13 protein-coding genes are annotated in these 15,128 nt (G+C 61.9%); 10 read left to right on the top strand and 3 right to left on the bottom strand.

The genetic code is table 11. The features are described from left to right. Positions 1 to 207 precede the first annotated feature (207 nt). From ftsY to rpoH, 4 genes are all read left to right on the top strand, one after another. Positions 208 to 1,875: a signal recognition particle-docking protein FtsY gene (ftsY, locus tag ACMGF7_RS06840; protein ID WP_420286401.1), complete on the top strand. Its 1,668-nt coding sequence runs from the start codon at positions 208 to 210 to the stop codon at positions 1,873 to 1,875. 5 nt (positions 1,876 to 1,880) lie between these two features. After that, the gene (ftsE, locus tag ACMGF7_RS06835) at positions 1,881 to 2,552 is read left to right on the top strand and encodes a cell division ATP-binding protein FtsE (protein ID WP_004934337.1); all 672 of its coding nucleotides are present in this window, start codon (positions 1,881 to 1,883) and stop codon (positions 2,550 to 2,552) included. Next, complete coding sequence (gene ftsX, locus ACMGF7_RS06830; protein WP_004934340.1) at positions 2,542 to 3,495, top strand: permease-like cell division protein FtsX; 954 nt, start codon at positions 2,542 to 2,544, stop codon at positions 3,493 to 3,495. The genes ftsE and ftsX overlap by 11 nt, the downstream gene beginning before the upstream one ends. Before the next feature lie 317 nt (positions 3,496 to 3,812). Continuing rightward, positions 3,813 to 4,670, top strand: coding sequence for an RNA polymerase sigma factor RpoH (gene rpoH, locus ACMGF7_RS06825; protein ID WP_004934345.1), 858 nt, complete (start codon positions 3,813 to 3,815; stop codon positions 4,668 to 4,670). A 64-nt stretch (positions 4,671 to 4,734) separates the two neighbouring features. Here rpoH and ACMGF7_RS06820 read toward each other — a convergent pair whose 3' ends face one another. From ACMGF7_RS06820 to panM, 3 genes are read right to left on the bottom strand one after another with little or no spacing between them, the layout of a single operon-like run. Continuing rightward, positions 4,735 to 6,753, bottom strand: a complete 2,019-nt coding sequence (locus ACMGF7_RS06820; RefSeq protein ID WP_197763975.1) for a hypothetical protein — start codon at positions 6,751 to 6,753, stop codon at positions 4,735 to 4,737. A gap of 43 nt (positions 6,754 to 6,796) precedes the next feature. Further along, the gene (locus ACMGF7_RS06815) at positions 6,797 to 8,014 is read right to left on the bottom strand and encodes a DUF3142 domain-containing protein (RefSeq protein WP_044030272.1); all 1,218 of its coding nucleotides are present in this window, start codon (positions 8,012 to 8,014) and stop codon (positions 6,797 to 6,799) included. Continuing rightward, positions 8,011 to 8,403, bottom strand: coding sequence for an aspartate 1-decarboxylase autocleavage activator PanM (panM, locus tag ACMGF7_RS06810; protein WP_015376288.1), 393 nt, complete (start codon positions 8,401 to 8,403; stop codon positions 8,011 to 8,013). Before panM ends, ACMGF7_RS06815 begins: the two co-directional genes overlap by 4 nt. Before the next feature lie 405 nt (positions 8,404 to 8,808). On the opposite strand from panM, the gene ACMGF7_RS06805 reads away from it, so the two are divergent. The 6 genes from ACMGF7_RS06805 to ACMGF7_RS06780 all read left to right on the top strand — a co-directional run bounded on the left by ACMGF7_RS06805 (position 8,809) and on the right by ACMGF7_RS06780 (position 14,950). Further along, entirely contained in the window at positions 8,809 to 9,924 is a 1,116-nt protein-coding gene (locus tag ACMGF7_RS06805; protein WP_004934358.1) for a branched-chain amino acid ABC transporter substrate-binding protein, read from the top strand. Between the two features lie 117 nt (positions 9,925 to 10,041). After that, entirely contained in the window at positions 10,042 to 10,968 is a 927-nt protein-coding gene (gene livH / locus ACMGF7_RS06800) for a high-affinity branched-chain amino acid ABC transporter permease LivH (protein WP_015376290.1), read from the top strand. After that, positions 10,965 to 12,248 (top strand): high-affinity branched-chain amino acid ABC transporter permease LivM, encoded by a 1,284-nt coding sequence (locus ACMGF7_RS06795; protein ID WP_049241602.1) that lies wholly within the window; start codon positions 10,965 to 10,967, stop codon positions 12,246 to 12,248. The genes livH and ACMGF7_RS06795 overlap by 4 nt, the downstream gene beginning before the upstream one ends. Beyond that, entirely contained in the window at positions 12,245 to 13,015 is a 771-nt protein-coding gene (gene livG / locus ACMGF7_RS06790; RefSeq protein ID WP_015376291.1) for a high-affinity branched-chain amino acid ABC transporter ATP-binding protein LivG, read from the top strand. The genes ACMGF7_RS06795 and livG overlap by 4 nt, the downstream gene beginning before the upstream one ends. A 1-nt stretch (position 13,016) precedes the next feature. Further along, the gene (gene livF, locus ACMGF7_RS06785) at positions 13,017 to 13,718 is read left to right on the top strand and encodes a high-affinity branched-chain amino acid ABC transporter ATP-binding protein LivF (RefSeq protein ID WP_004934391.1); all 702 of its coding nucleotides are present in this window, start codon (positions 13,017 to 13,019) and stop codon (positions 13,716 to 13,718) included. Between the two features lie 44 nt (positions 13,719 to 13,762). Beyond that, positions 13,763 to 14,950 (top strand): PLP-dependent aminotransferase family protein, encoded by a 1,188-nt coding sequence (locus tag ACMGF7_RS06780; RefSeq protein WP_004934394.1) that lies wholly within the window; start codon positions 13,763 to 13,765, stop codon positions 14,948 to 14,950. Positions 14,951 to 15,128 lie beyond the last annotated feature (178 nt).

Genomic DNA, 15,128 nt, shown 5'->3' with positions numbered 1-15,128 from the left:
CCGAGGTTAACGAAAAGTTGTCCCTATTCTACCGGTGACGGGCGTCGGGGGGAACGGTAAAACGTTGTTGTCTGATTTCACGCCGGAAAGCATGCCGGATGCGTGTTGCTGGGCGAGGGAAAGTGATAGACTCGGCGGATTATTGTCAGCATATATCCTTCAGGTATGGAGGGTAAGCGAGCCTTCGGTACGGAGTAGAGTCATAACATGGCAAAAGATAAGAAACGTGGGTTTTTCTCCTGGCTGGGGTTTGGCCAGAAGGAGAAGGAAGAAGATCAACAGCAACCTGAGCCGTCGGTAGAGCAGGCGGAACCTCAGGCCGCGGAGACGCCGGCTGCACCGGTCACCGCCAAGCTGGATGACAAGCTCCCCGCCCAGGAATCTGAACCTGCCGCCTCCGTCGACACCCCGGGAGAGTGGGATAACGGTCAGGCCGGCGAGCAAATCGCGGAAAATCTGCCTGCGGCGGCCGAGCATCCGGCGGCGCAAGCGCTGGCCGAAGAGATCGTCAGCGTCACCGAACAGGTGGCGGCGCAGCAGCAACCTGTCACCGAACCCGAGCCGGTCGTCGAACCCGAGCCGGTCATCGAACCTGAGCCGGTCGTCGAACCCGAGCCGGTCGTTGAACCCGAGCCGGTCGTTGAGCCTGAGCCGGTCGTTGAACCTGAGCCGGTCGTTGAGCCTGAGCTGGTCGTCGAACCCGAACCGGTCGTCGAACCTGAGCCGGTCGTCGAACCCGAACCGGTCGTCGAACCTGAGCCGGTCGTCGAACCCGAGCCGGTCGTCGAACCTGAGCTGGTCGTCGAACCCGAGCCGGTCGTCGAACCCGAGCCGGTCGTCGAACCCGAGCCGGTCGTCGAACCCGAGCCGGCCGTTGAGCCAGAGCCGGAAGCGGAAGAAGAGTCGCTGGAACCCGTCGTGCCGGTCGCTGCGCAAGAGCAGGAGCGCCCGACCAAAGAGGGCTTCTTCGCGCGCCTGAAGCGCAGCCTGCTGAAGACCAAGCAGAACCTCGGCTCCGGCTTTATGGGGCTGTTCCGTGGTAAAAAGATCGACGACGACCTGTTCGATGAGCTGGAAGAACAGCTGCTGATCGCCGACGTTGGCGTGGACACCACGCGCAAGATCATCACCTCCCTGACCCAGCACGCCAGCCGCAAGCAGCTGAAAGACGCCGAAGCGCTGTACGGCAAGCTGAAGGAGGAAATGTCCGAAATTCTGGCCAAGGTCGATCAGCCGCTGGATGTCAGCGGAAAAACCCCGTATGTCATCCTGATGGTCGGCGTGAACGGCGTGGGTAAAACCACCACCATCGGCAAGCTGGCGCGTCAATTCCAGGCGGAAGGCAAGTCGGTGATGCTGGCGGCGGGGGACACCTTCCGCGCCGCGGCGGTGGAACAGCTGCAGGTGTGGGGCGAACGCAACCGCATTCCGGTGGTGGCGCAGCATACCGGCGCGGATTCCGCTTCGGTGATCTTCGATGCGGTGCAGGCCGCCAAGGCGCGCGGCATCGATGTGTTGATCGCCGATACCGCCGGCCGTCTGCAGAACAAATCGCACCTGATGGAAGAGCTGAAGAAGATCGTCCGCGTCATGAAAAAACTGGACGACCAGGCCCCCCATGAGGTTATGCTGACGCTCGATGCCAGCACCGGCCAGAATGCCGTCAGTCAGGCGAAATTATTTAATGAGGCCGTGGGCTTAACCGGCATCACGCTGACTAAACTGGACGGTACCGCCAAGGGCGGGGTGATCTTCGCCATCGCCGATCAGTTCGGTATCCCGATCCGCTATATCGGCGTCGGGGAAGGCATCGAAGATTTGCGGCCGTTTAAGGCTGACGATTTTATTGAGGCACTTTTTGCCCGAGAGGATTAATACGGATGATTCGCTTTGAACAGGTCAGTAAAGCTTATCTGGGCGGACGGCAAGCGCTGCAGGGGGTTGATTTCCATCTGCGCCCGGCGGAGATGGCGTTTCTGACCGGCCATTCCGGCGCGGGGAAAAGTACCCTGCTGAAACTGATTTGCGGTATCGAACGGCCCAGCGCCGGCCACATCTGGTTTGGCGGCCACGACATCAGCCGTTTGAAAAACCGCGAGGTGCCGTTCCTGCGCCGGCAGATCGGCATGATCTTCCAGGATCACCACCTGCTGCTGGATCGCACGGTGTATGACAACGTGGCGATGCCGCTGATCATCGCCGGCGCCAGCACCGAAGATATCCGCCGCCGCGTTTCCGCCGCGCTGGACAAGGTCGGTTTGCTGGATAAAGCGAAAAACTTCCCGATTCAGCTGTCCGGCGGTGAGCAGCAGCGTGTGGGCATCGCCCGTGCGGTGGTGAACAAGCCGGCGGTGCTGCTGGCGGATGAACCGACCGGTAACCTGGACGATGCGCTGTCGGAAGGCATTTTGCGCCTGTTTGAAGAATTCAACCGCGTCGGCGTGACCGTTCTGATGGCGACGCACGACACCGGGCTTATCGCCCGCCGCAATTACCGCATCCTGACGCTGAGCCAGGGCCGCATGCAAGGGGGCGCTCACCATGGCCAATAACGCAAAAACCGCCAAGAGCAAGGCGCTGCGCGGCGGCTGGCGCGAACAGTGGCGTTACGCCTGGATGAACGCCATCAAAGACATGCTGCGTCAGCCGTTGGCGACGCTGCTGACGGTGATGGTGATCGCCATTTCCCTGACGCTGCCGAGCGTGTGCTACATCGTGTGGAAAAACGTCAGCACCGCGGCCAGCCAGTGGTATCCGACGCCGCAGCTGACCGTCTATCTGGATAAATCGCTCGATGACGACGCGGCGCTGAAAGTGCTCGACGCCATCAAGGCGGAAGCCGGCGTGGAGAAGGTGAACTACCTGTCGCGTGAAGAAGCGCGCGGCGAGTTCCGCAACTGGTCGGGCTTTGGCGGCGCGCTGGACATGCTGGAAGAGAACCCGCTGCCGGCGGTGGCGATCGTCACGCCGAAGCTGAGCTTCCAGAGTTCGGATACCCTCAACACCCTGCGCGATCGCGTAGCGGCGGTGCAGGGCGTGGAAGAAGTGCGTATGGATGACAGCTGGTTTGCCCGCCTGGCGGCGCTGACCGGGCTGGCGGGTCAGATTGCGGCGATCATCGGCGTGCTGATGATCGTGGCGGTGTTCCTGGTGATCGGCAACAGCGTGCGTCTGAGCATCTTCAGCCGCCGCGACACCATCAACGTGATGAAGCTGATCGGCGCCACCGACGGTTTTATCCTGCGGCCGTTCCTCAACGGCGGGGCGATGCTGGGCTTTGCCGGCGCGCTGCTGTCGCTGGTGCTGTCCGGCGCGCTGGTGTGGCAGCTGGAGTCGGTGGTCGCCGGGGTAGCCAAGGTATTCGGCACCACCTTCACCCTGCACGGGCTGGGCTGGGATGAGGCGCTGCTGCTGCTGATCATCTCCGCGATGATCGGCTGGATCGCCGCCTGGCTGGCGACGGTGCAACATTTACGCCGATTTACACCACAGTAAGATTTTTTTGGTATACTCTTCTCCTGCTGCTTTTGATCGCGTTGCGGGAGAAGAGTGACCTCAAGCGAAGTCAGCACCATCCCTCTCTTCTTAGCGCACAAATTCCCTATCGGCCTGCACCTTCGTCACGTATTGTCAGCAACAATGCTTGCAAAAAAGGGTGAACTTCTGGGGCGGAATACGGTCAAAAATTGCAGCAAATGTTAAGGTGCCCGGCGTGTGGAACCGCTTTTGCTTCAGCAACTGCCGTAGAATCAATCATTTCCCCGCTGTAATAATCACCTGCATGATTTTGTATTCTCATAGAGAGGGTTTGAATGACCAAAGAAATGCAAACTTTAGCCTTAGTACCCCAAGGTAGCTTGGAAGCCTATATCCGGGCAGCCAACGCCTATCCGATGCTGACGGCAGAGGAAGAGCGGGAGCTGGCTGAACGGCTGCATTATCAGGGCGATCTGGATGCCGCTAAGCAGCTCATCCTGTCTCACCTGCGCTTTGTCGCTCATATTGCCCGCAACTATTCAGGCTATGGTCTGCCGCAGGCGGATCTGATTCAGGAAGGCAATATCGGCCTGATGAAAGCCGTTCGCCGCTTCAACCCTGAAGTCGGCGTGCGTCTGGTTTCCTTTGCGGTGCATTGGATTAAGGCGGAAATCCACGAGTACGTATTGCGCAACTGGCGCATCGTGAAAGTGGCGACCACCAAAGCGCAGCGCAAGCTGTTCTTTAACCTGCGCAAAACCAAGCAGCGTTTGGGTTGGTTCAACCAGGATGAAGTGGAACTGGTGGCCCGTGAGCTGGGCGTAACCAGCAAAGACGTGCGCGAGATGGAATCGCGCATGGCGGCGCAGGACATGACGTTCGATCCGACTCCGGACGACGAGGCCCGCGACGGCCAGTCGATGGCGCCGGTGCTGTACCTGCAGGACAAGAGCTCGGACTTCGCCGAAGGCATCGAGGAAGATAACTGGGAAAGCAACGCCGCAGACAAACTGGCCTATGCGTTGGAAGGTCTGGACGAGCGCAGCCAGCATATCATCCGCGCCCGTTGGCTGGACGACGACAACAAGTCGACACTGCAGGAGCTGGCCGATCAGTATGGCGTTTCCGCCGAACGCGTGCGCCAGCTGGAAAAGAACGCCATGAAGAAACTGAAAATGGCGATCGAAGCCTGAGTCGATGCGAGATTCGATAAAAAAAGCCCGGCAAGCCGGGCTTTTTAGTGCCTGAAATTCGGCGCTATGGCGCCACGGCGGCAAAGTCTGGCGCCGGGCAGTCGTAGCCGAATTTCGCCGCCCACGGGTAGCGGGTGCCGGTGTTGATGTAGCGCTGATAAAGCGCCCGGCCGGTTTTGGCGTCGCGCTTGATAACCCAGCTGGCGGCGTTACACAGCACGGCGGCATAGGCCTGGCTCTTCGGCGGCAGCAGATCGGCCGCCTGCTGCGCCAGCCCAACCGCCTGCCAGCGATAGTGCAGGAAACGGTTGTCTTCCGCCGGTAGCGCCGCCTTGGCGCGTACCGCTTCCGCGCTGTCGATCCAACTTTTGTGCTTCAGCTCGCGGGTATCGAACGCATCCCCCAGATAGGAATAGCCGGCGCCATAGATGGCGTAGTCCGGCGTCATCTCATAGCCGGTAAATTCCAGCCCCTGGGCGCGCAGCAGGTTGGCGGCGCGATAGTAAGCCTGCGCACGCGCCAGCGGTGCGGCGGATTTGTCCTTGGCGGCCTTCAGCTCGTCGGCGTACTGCTGCGCCGCCTGCCGGTAGTTGGGGATATCGAAGTAGGCCAGCGCCTCCGGCGCTCTTCCGACGCGCATCAGCCGCCGCGCCAGCAGTTCGCGCAGCTGCACTTCCGGCGTGATCTGCTGGCCGCCGTAGTCGTCCGGGTTAACCGGCTTGAGCGGCGTCGTCGGCGCCGGGGCGTGCTTATCGACAAAGCCTTTCAACTCATCGACGGTCAGCACTCGCTCCGCCACGTCGGCCACGTCGGCCCAATAGAGCGCCTTGCCGCGATACAGCAGGTCCATCGCCTGCAGATAGTCGCCGCGGTTCAGCGCCAGGATGGCCTGTTCGCCGGCCACCCGGCATTCGGGCACGATGGTTTCCGCAACGAAGTCGGCGTTGCGTTGCTCGCCCCAGCTTTCGTCGGCGGGGAACGCGCTTGCCGCCTTGGCGTAGGCGGCGGTGGCGGCTTTCACATCGCCGTCGCGCAGCGCCATTTTGGCGCGCAGCCACCACGCCAGGCCGCTGTCGCCGGCGCTTTTCAGCAGGCTCGCCGCCATCGGGTACTGCCCCGAACGGTAAGCCAGCGCCGCCAGCCGATCGCTGCCGGCGAAGCCGCTTTTCACTGAGCCGTCCAGCAGCGTCAGGATCTGGCTGATGATTTGTGCGGAGCGGCCGTTGCCGTCGGTATCCGCCATTTGCAGGTTGCCGCTGCGAGCGAACAGCTCAATGGTCACCAGCTGCTGGATCAACGGATCGCCGATAATCTGTTTCAGCGTGTCCAAATGGTCGGGGTTGACCAGGAAGCTGGAGACGTACTGCAGCGACTGCCCGCCGCTCGGATCGCCCTGCGCCGCCTGCTGTGCGTACAGGTGGGCGGCGGGGGCGACCTCACCCAGCCACAGGTGGATGCGCGCCTGCTGCCCAAGGCTGCTCAGCGCCAGCTGATCGGGATCGGCGGCGCCGTTTTTCACCCGATCGATCACCTGCTGGAATGCAGCCAGCGCCTGTTCAAGCGCGGCTTTTGGCGGGTGCTCGGCGGCGGGGGCCGCTTCACCGGATTCGTTCACCGGCGTCCCGTGGTCCGCCATCAGTACCCGCCCCAGCGAATACTGCGCCCGCAGCCCCCAATCGCCCTGCTCGGCGGCCGATAGCTTCAGCACCTGCTGGAAATAGTCTGCGGCGCGCGGATCGTGGCTGGCGAAAGCCACGGCGCCCAGTTGATAGAGACGCGCAGCGTTGGACAACCCCTGCGTATTGACGGCGTCAGCCTCTTCCACCGTTTTGGCGGCGCGCATTTTGCCGATCGCTATCGTTTCCGGCGATTGCGGCATCGGTTTCGGCGGCATCGGCGGCGGCGGGGCCTGCCAGTGCGGCAACTGACTGTCCGCCGGCACCAGCCGGCCGGCTTCGAAGGCGAAATTGCCCTCCGGCATATACAGCAGGGTGCCGTTGCGGTCGATCAGCAGCCGGTTAGGAAAATCCGGGCCGCAGGCATAGCCGTTCAGCGGCAGCGCCAGCGCGGCGCCGATCAGCATGGCCAGCGGAAGAAGGCGGCGGGTGTTCCGTGCCGCGCGCGTATCAAGGTGTGACAAGGGTGCCTCCTGGCGTCAGTTGTTGGCAGCGCAGCCAGCCCAGCGGCCGGGATTGCCCGGCGCGCAGCTGATCGCCGCTGATGCGAATAAAGCGTTGCCGTTGCGGTGCGGATTCCAGCCGGTAGTTGCCGACCGCGTCCGCCGCCAGGCAGTCGTCGGCGCGGATGATGACTTCTTGCGGCAGCGGGGCGTCCACCGGCCCGTTGTTATGAATTATCAGATCATACAGCCCGTTTTGCTGTGGCTGAGGCCTAAATTTTACCTGCCAGTCGACATTCAGCGGCCGCCGTTCGATCACCGCTCGCAGCGTGGCGAGCGACCAGGCGCGCCGATCGTCCGCCAGCGGCAAGCGGAACCAGATAATGCCGCGCAGCCGGGGCGGCGTTTGCTGCGCCAGCGTTTGCAGAAAATCGGCGATCTGCTGCGGCGCGACCGTCAGTTCGCGGCCGTTGCCGGCCACGCGCAGCGAGGATTCGCTCTCCACCTGCGCGCCCTGCGCATCAAAACCCAGCAGTGCCATGCCATAAGCCGGCAGCGCGACGCGAAACGGCTTCGGTGTGACGGCGGCGTACTGCCGCACCCAGCGTAGCGCCAAGGAGCCGTCAAACAGCCCCTGCTGCGGCGAGAGCACCGCATGCACCTGCAGGACGGAACTGTCGGCCTGTTGCAGTACGCCGGGCAGGCCGGGTGAACCGATCCAGGCGGGCAGGGCGGTGATGCCGAGTTGCAAAGCGGCGGGCAGGCGTTGGCGCAGCCGCTGCAGAAAGCGTTGGTAGTCCGGCAGGCGGGCGGTGGCGGCGTCATGATCGATCTCGACGCCGGTGACGGGCAGCCCGGCCGCCTGCCAGCGTTGGGCGAGCGCCAGCAGCCGCTGGATAATGGCTTCCTGGTCCAGCTGCGGCAGTTGGCCGTCGAGGCGCGCCACCAGCCAGAGCGGGCGGCCATCCTGTTGCAATAAGCGCAGGTCGGCCGGGATTTCCCGCCAGCCCTCGCGTGGATGCACCTGCAGCGCCAGCACCCGCAGCCCGGCGAACAGATCGCGGCTGTGCGCCAGCGCATCGGCGTGCTGCGGCGTCCAGACCCGCTGCCAGACATAAACCTGCTGATCCCAGTCTGAGGCCAGGCGCAGCGCCTGCTGGCGCCCGAGGAACGCGGCCGCCAGCCCCAGCGCAATCAAGACCAGCGCCGCCAACCGGCGTTTCATTTTTGCCAGAGATCGCCCTGCGGTGCGAAGCCGCAGGCGCGCATGAAGTTCTCGACTTCCCCGCGTTCGCGCGGCGCCAGGCCGGCGGTCGACAGCTGCCAGTGAGCGACCTGCGGCAGCTGACGCTGCGCATCCTGTACCAGGTAAAGACCGACGCCGCGGCGGCGCGTCACTTCGCGCACCAGCAAGTCCTGCAGCTCGGCGCGGTCATCCTGCAGCGCAATTTTCACTGCGCCCAGCAGACGCTCGTTGAAGCGGGCGGCGAACAGCGCCTTGCCGCCGCTCAACCAGCTCTGCCACTGTTCCGGCTGCTGATGCGGCCAAATTTTACCGAGATCGATAAGGTCTTGCGGGGACAGCGCGGTCAGGCGCTCGATGGTCAGTTTCATGCAGAATTTCCGCGCAGCTAAATGATGCCGACAGTGTAATAGATCTTGTGCAGAGCGTTGTGTAAGTTTTTCTGTACGATTACTGTGCAATATGTTTTTTGCACGGGGCATTTTCCGAGTAAATAGTTAGTAAAGGGATTGTTAACCAGCACAACGCGCTACGCCTCAAGGTAAACGGCGCAGATTTAATTCGAATTTTATCCTGTTTACACCGCTTGTTTCTGCCTGATGAAGTTGATTTGCAGCAGAAAATTCCTGTTTAATGGCATGAAAAATAAAGTCTTATTAGAAAATAATGCCGGCAAAGCGCCTAAATCATTATTACTTATAACAAAAGCGGTCAATAACGATCGGGCGCAGGCAAACACAACAGGTACGTTCACAACGACAGATGGGGATTTGCGGATGAAATTAACAACAGGTAAGGCACTGCTGGCGGGTTGCATTGCGATGGCCATGAGCCAGGCGGCTATGGCGAAAGACATCAAGGTGGCGATCGTCGGGGCGATGTCCGGCCCGGTCGCGCAGTATGGCGACATGGAGTTTACCGGCGCGCGCCAGGCGATTGCCGACATCAACGCCAAGGGCGGCATCAAGGGCGACAAGCTGGTCGGCGTGGAATACGACGACGCCTGCGATCCGAAACAGGCGGTTGCGGTCGCCAACAAGGTGATCAACGACGGCATTCGCTACGTGATTGGCCACCTGTGTTCCTCTTCCACCCAGCCGGCGTCCGATATCTATGAAGACGAAGGCGTGATCATGATTACCCCGGCGGCCACCAACGCCGATCTGACCACTCGCGGCTACAAGATGATCCTGCGCACCACCGGTCTGGATTCGGATCAGGGCCCGACCGCCGCCAAATACATCCTCAGCGACATCAAGCCGAAGCGCATCGCCGTGGTGCACGATAAGCAGCAATACGGCGAAGGCCTGGCGCGCTCGGTGCGCGACAGCCTGAAAAAACAGGGTACCGAAGTGGCGATGTTCGAAGGCATCACCGCCGGCGACAAAGACTTCTCCACCCTGGTGGCGCGCCTGAAGAAAGAGAATATCGATTTCGTGTATTTCGGCGGTTACTACCCGGAAATGGGCCAGATCCTGCGTCAGGCCAAACAGGCCGGGTTGACCACCCGCTTCATGGGGCCGGAAGGCGTGGGCAACTCCTCGCTGTCCAACATCGCCGGCGCCGCCTCGGAAGGCATGCTGGTGACGCTGCCGAAACGCTACGATCAGGTGCCCGCCAACCAGCCGATCGTCGATGCGCTGAAGGCCAAGAAGCTGGATCCGACCGGCCCGTTCGTCTGGACCACCTATGCCGCGCTGCAGTCGCTGACCACCGGGATGGAGCGCAGCGGCAGCCAGGAGCCGGCGGACATCGTCAAGGATCTGAAAACCGGCAAGCCGGTGGACACCGTGATGGGGCCGCTGACCTGGGATGACAAGGGCGATCTGAAAGGCTTCGAGTTCGGCGTGTTCGAATGGCATGCCAACGGCACGTCCACACCGATCAAATAAGCCATAATGATTAGGGTGGGGCGCAGCCCGCTGCGCCCGGCGGGTCGGCTTGCCGGCCCCGTCTCCCTTTACCCGCCGGTTCTCCGTCGGCGGGTTTCGCAGCCAAGGGTTCAGAGTATGTCAGAGCAGCTCCTCTATTTTCTGCAGCAGATGTTCAACGGCTTAACGTTGGGCAGCACCTATGCATTGATCGCCATCGGTTACACCATGGTTTACGGCATCATCGGCATGATCAACTTCGCCCACGGCGAGGTGTACATGATCGGCAGCTATGTCTCCTTTATCGTTATCGCCGCCCTGATGATGCTCGGCATCGACGTCGGCTGGTTGCTGATCGGCGCCGCGTTCCTGGTCTCGATCGTCATCGCCAGCGCCTACGGCTGGAGCATCGAGCGGGTAGCCTACAAACCGGTGCGCAACTCCAAGCGCCTGATTGCGCTGATCTCGGCCATCGGCATGTCGATATTCCTGCAAAACTACGTCAGCCTGACGCAGGGTTCGCGCGATCTGGCGCTGCCCAGCCTGGTGACCGGCCAGTGGGTGCTGGGGGAAAGCAACGGCTTCGCCGCCACCATCAGCACCATGCAGCTGACCATCTGGCTCGTGACCTTCCTGGCGATGCTGGCGCTGACGCTGTTTATCCGCTATTCACGCATGGGCCGCGCCTGCCGCGCCTGCGCGGAAGATCTGAAGATGGCCAGCCTGCTGGGCATCAACACCGACCGGGTGATCTCGCTGACCTTCGTCATCGGTGCGGTGATGGCGGCGGTGGCCGGGGTGTTGCTCGGCCAGTTCTACGGCGTCATCAACCCTTACATCGGCTTTATGGCCGGTATGAAAGCCTTTACCGCTGCGGTCCTGGGCGGCATCGGCAGCATTCCCGGCGCGATGATCGGTGGCCTGGTGCTGGGCGTGGCGGAAGCGCTGACCTCCGCTTATTTGAGCACCGAATACAAAGACGTGGTGTCGTTCGCGTTGCTGATCGTGGTGCTGCTGATCATGCCGACCGGCATTCTTGGGCGTCCGGAGGTTGAGAAAGTATGAAACTCAATCTGCTTAATGCGCTGATCGCCACGGCGGTGCTGTTCGTGATGGCTTCGTTCCTGATGGGCATGCAGCTCAGCCTGGACGGCACCAAACTGGTGGTGCACGGCGCGGCGGAAGTGCGCTGGATGTGGATCGGCATCGGCTGCGTCATCGTCTTTTTCTTCCAGCTGTTGCGCCCGCTGCTGCAGCAGGGCTTGAAAAAGGTCTCCGGCCCGGCGTTCGTGCTGCCGAGCTTCGACGGCACCACGCCGCGGCAAAAGCTGCTGGCGGCTCTGCTCATCGTCGCGGCGGTCGCCTGGCCGTTCCTGGTGTCGCGCGGCACGGTGGATATCGCCACCCTGACGCTGATCTACGTGATGCTGGGCCTCGGCCTCAACGTGGTGGTGGGTTTGTCCGGTCTGCTGGTGCTGGGCTACGGCGGTTTCTACGCCATCGGCGCCTACACCTACGCGCTGCTGAATCATTATTACGGTTTCGGATTTTGGGAGAGCCTGCCGCTGGCGGGTATCGTCACCGCCGCCTTCGGCTTCCTGCTCGGTTTCCCGGTGCTGCGGCTGCGCGGCGACTATCTGGCGATCGTGACGCTCGGCTTCGGCGAGATCGTGCGCATCCTGCTGCTGAACAATACCGAGATCACCGGCGGGCCGAATGGCATCAGCCAGATCCCGAAACCGACCTTTTTCGGCCTGGAATTTAACCGCAGCGTGCGCGACGGCGGTTGGGATACCTTCCATAACTTCTTCGGCCTGAAATACGATCCGAGCGATCGCATCGTGTTCCTGTACCTGGTGGCGCTGCTGCTGGTGGTGCTGACGCTGTTCGTCATCAACCGCCTGCTGCGCATGCCGCTCGGGCGCGCCTGGGAAGCGCTGCGTGAAGACGAGATCGCCTGCCGCTCGCTGGGCCTCAGCCCGACGCGCATCAAGCTGACCGCCTTTACCATCAGCGCCGCCTTCGCCGGGTTTGCCGGCACGCTGTTCGCCGCGCGCCAGGGGTTCGTCAGCCCGGAATCCTTCACCTTCGTCGAATCGGCCTTCGTGTTGGCGATCGTGGTGTTGGGGGGCATGGGGTCGCAGTTCGCGGTCATTCTGGCGGCGATCCTGCTGGTGGTGTCGCGCGAGCTGATGCGCGATCTGAATGAATACAGCATGTTGCTGCTGGGTGCGCTGATGGTGCTGATGATGATTTGGCGGCCGCAGGGGCTGTTGCCGATGAAACGGCCGCAGCTGAAGCTGCAGGCGGCGGATATTCACGCGGGTAAGGGGGAGCAGGCATGAGCGTTCAACCTTTACTGCAGGTGGAAGGCCTGTCGATGCGTTTCGGCGGGTTGCTGGCGGTCAACAATGTGGCGTTGACGCTCAATGAAGGCGAAATCGTATCGCTGATCGGCCCCAACGGCGCCGGTAAAACCACGGTATTCAACTGCCTGACCGGTTTTTACCGTCCGAGCGGCGGCACCATCAAATTGCGCGATCGCCATCTGGAAGGGCTGGCGGGGCAGGCCATTGCCCGTATGGGCGTGGTGCGCACCTTCCAGCATGTGCGGTTGTTCCGTGAAATGACGGTGATCGAGAACCTGCTGGTGGCGCAGCATCAGCATCTGAAAAGCGGCGTGTTCGCCGGGTTGCTGAAAACCCCGGCCTTCCGCCGCGCCGAAGCCGAGGCGCTGGCGCGCGCGGCGGAGTGGCTGGAGCGCGTCGGCCTGCTATCGATGGCCAACCGTTCGGCGGGCAACCTGGCCTACGGGCAGCAGCGGCGGCTGGAGATCGCCCGCTGCATGGTGACCCGGCCGGAGCTGCTGATGCTGGACGAACCGGCCGCCGGCCTCAACCCGAAAGAGACCGACGAGCTGGATCATCTGATCGTCGAGCTGCGCGATCGGCATAAGGTCTCGGTGCTGCTGATCGAGCACGACATGAAGCTGGTGATGGGCATTTCCGATCGCATTTACGTGGTGAATCAGGGCACGCCGCTGGCGCAGGGCACACCGGCGGAGATCCGCAACAACCCGGACGTGATCCGGGCTTATTTGGGCGAAGAATAATATGTTGTCATTCAATCAGGTATCCGCCCATTACGGCAAAATTCAGGCGCTGCATCAGGTCAGTCTCACGATAAGTCAGGGCGAAATCGTGACGTTAATCGGCGCCAACGGCGCCGGTAAAACCACGCTGCTCGGCACCCTGTGCGGCGAACCGCGCGCCAGCGAAGGCAGCATCGTCTTTCAGGGCCAGGACATCACCCAGTGGCAAACCTCGCGCATCATGCGTGAAGCGGTGGCGATCGTACCGGAAGGGCGGCGCGTCTTCTCGCGCATGACGGTGGAAGAAAACCTGGCGATGGGCGGCTTCTTCGCCGATCGCCAGCAGTATCAACAGCGCATCGAACGGGTGTTCACGCTGTTCCCGCGCCTGCTGGAGCGCCGAAGCCAGCGCGCCGGCACCATGTCCGGCGGCGAGCAGCAAATGTTGGCCATCGGCCGCGCGCTGATGAGCCAGCCGAAGCTGCTGCTGCTCGACGAACCTTCGCTTGGGCTGGCGCCGATCATCATCCAGCAGATTTTCGACATCATTCAGCAGCTGCGGGAAGAGGGCATGACTATCTTCCTGGTGGAGCAAAACGCCAATCAGGCGCTGAAATTGGCGGACCGCGGTTATGTGCTGGAAAACGGCCGCGTGGTGTTGGAAGATACGGGGGCTGCATTGTTAGCCAACGAAGCAGTGAGGTCGGCGTATCTGGGCGGTTAATCCGCCCCCCTACGAATTAAAATAATCAGGTACGAGAAGAAGAAATGAAGACAGAAGGGTTACTCGCGCAGCGCATCGTTAACGTAAAAAGTTCGGCCATCCGTGAATTGCTTAAGCACAGCAAGATGGAACACGTCATTTCGCTGGCGGGCGGCATCCCCTCTGATGCGCTGTTCGATTTCGAAGGATTGAGCATTGCCACCCAGCAGGCGATCACCGAACAGCCGAAAAGCGCGTTCCAGTATGGCCTGACCGAGGGCAGCCCGCTGCTGCGTGAGCGCATTTGCGCGCTGTGCGCCGAGCGCGGCGTCACCGCGCGCGCGGAAGAGGTGATGGTCACCGCCGGTTCTCAGCAGGCACTGGATTTGGTGATGCGCGCCATCGTCAACCCGGGCGACGTGTTCGTGGTGGAGCGCCCGACCTACCTGGCGGCGCTGCAAACGCTGGAACTGGCGGAAGCCAACATCATGTCGGTCTCGTCCGACAGCGACGGCATGGTGGTGGAAGAGCTGGCCGAGCTGCTGAAAACCCAGCGTATCAAGGGCGTGTACGTGGTGCCGAACTTCGGCAACCCGAGCGGCATCACCCTGAGCGCCGCGCGCCGCGAACTGCTGGTGAAGCTGGCCGCCGAACATAACTTCCTGATCATCGAAGACGATCCGTACGGCGAGCTGCGTTTCACCGAAGAGCGCCACCCGACGCTGCATCAGGTGTCGCAGCGGGTGCTGGGCAATACCGACCACATCATCTATACCTCGACCTTCTCCAAGATCCTGGCGCCGGGCCTGCGCCTGGGATGGGCGATCCTGCCGCCGTTCCTGCTGCATAAAGTGGCGATCATCAAACAGGCGGCGGATCTGCACGCCAGCGCCCTGTCGCAGAGCATCGTCGAATGCTATCTCGGCCTGGATCGCCTGCCGGCTCAGATCGACAAGATCCGCGCCGCCTACAAACAGAAGGGCGAGATCCTGGCCGGTTTGGTGGAGCAGGAGCTGGGCGACTACATCACCTTCGATAAACCGAAGGGCGGCATGTTCCTGTGGGCGCGTTTCCGCCAGCCGTTCAACGCCACCGAATGGCTGAACACCACGCTGCAGCAGGGCGTGGTGTTCGTGCCGGGGGAATACTTCTTCTCCGACAACCCGGATCGTTCGACCTTCCGCCTGTCGTTCGCCACCGCCACCGAGCAGCAGATGCAAGAAGCGGTGGCGCGCCTGCGCCGTTCGCTATAAGCCTCGCGGCGGCGGAGCCGATGCCCGCCGCCGACATCAAACCGCCATCTTCACTTCACCTTGCCGTCATGTGGCTGTCATCTAACGGTTATTTTTCTGTCATCCGCGCATGGCATGTTAGCTTCCGAACAAAAAACTGATTCTTTTCGCTCACGCGCTTTTACACCAGCTTTTTCAG

Source organism: Serratia sp. BNK-17, assembly GCF_048684935.1.
GTDB lineage: Bacteria > Pseudomonadota > Gammaproteobacteria > Enterobacterales > Enterobacteriaceae > Serratia > Serratia nematodiphila.
The sequence above is the reverse complement of the archived record's forward strand: the minus strand, read 5'-3'. Positions and strand labels throughout refer to the sequence as shown.

What these genes read in the sequence shown, in the direction of transcription:
- ftsY (WP_420286401.1), top strand. Translation starts at nt 208, where the DNA reads ATGGCAAAAGATAAGAAACGTGGGTTTTTCTCCTGGCTGGGGTTTGGC.
- ftsE (WP_004934337.1), top strand. Translation starts at nt 1,881, where the DNA reads ATGATTCGCTTTGAACAGGTCAGTAAAGCTTATCTGGGCGGACGGCAA.
- ftsX (WP_004934340.1), top strand. Translation starts at nt 2,542, where the DNA reads ATGGCCAATAACGCAAAAACCGCCAAGAGCAAGGCGCTGCGCGGCGGC.
- rpoH (WP_004934345.1), top strand. Translation starts at nt 3,813, where the DNA reads ATGACCAAAGAAATGCAAACTTTAGCCTTAGTACCCCAAGGTAGCTTG.
- ACMGF7_RS06820 (WP_197763975.1), bottom strand. Translation starts at nt 6,753, where the DNA reads ATGCTGATCGGCGCCGCGCTGGCGCTGCCGCTGAACGGCTATGCCTGC.
- ACMGF7_RS06815 (WP_044030272.1), bottom strand. Translation starts at nt 8,014, where the DNA reads ATGAAACGCCGGTTGGCGGCGCTGGTCTTGATTGCGCTGGGGCTGGCG.
- panM (WP_015376288.1), bottom strand. Translation starts at nt 8,403, where the DNA reads ATGAAACTGACCATCGAGCGCCTGACCGCGCTGTCCCCGCAAGACCTT.
- ACMGF7_RS06805 (WP_004934358.1), top strand. Translation starts at nt 8,809, where the DNA reads ATGAAATTAACAACAGGTAAGGCACTGCTGGCGGGTTGCATTGCGATG.
- livH (WP_015376290.1), top strand. Translation starts at nt 10,042, where the DNA reads ATGTCAGAGCAGCTCCTCTATTTTCTGCAGCAGATGTTCAACGGCTTA.
- ACMGF7_RS06795 (WP_049241602.1), top strand. Translation starts at nt 10,965, where the DNA reads ATGAAACTCAATCTGCTTAATGCGCTGATCGCCACGGCGGTGCTGTTC.
- livG (WP_015376291.1), top strand. Translation starts at nt 12,245, where the DNA reads ATGAGCGTTCAACCTTTACTGCAGGTGGAAGGCCTGTCGATGCGTTTC.
- livF (WP_004934391.1), top strand. Translation starts at nt 13,017, where the DNA reads ATGTTGTCATTCAATCAGGTATCCGCCCATTACGGCAAAATTCAGGCG.
- ACMGF7_RS06780 (WP_004934394.1), top strand. Translation starts at nt 13,763, where the DNA reads ATGAAGACAGAAGGGTTACTCGCGCAGCGCATCGTTAACGTAAAAAGT.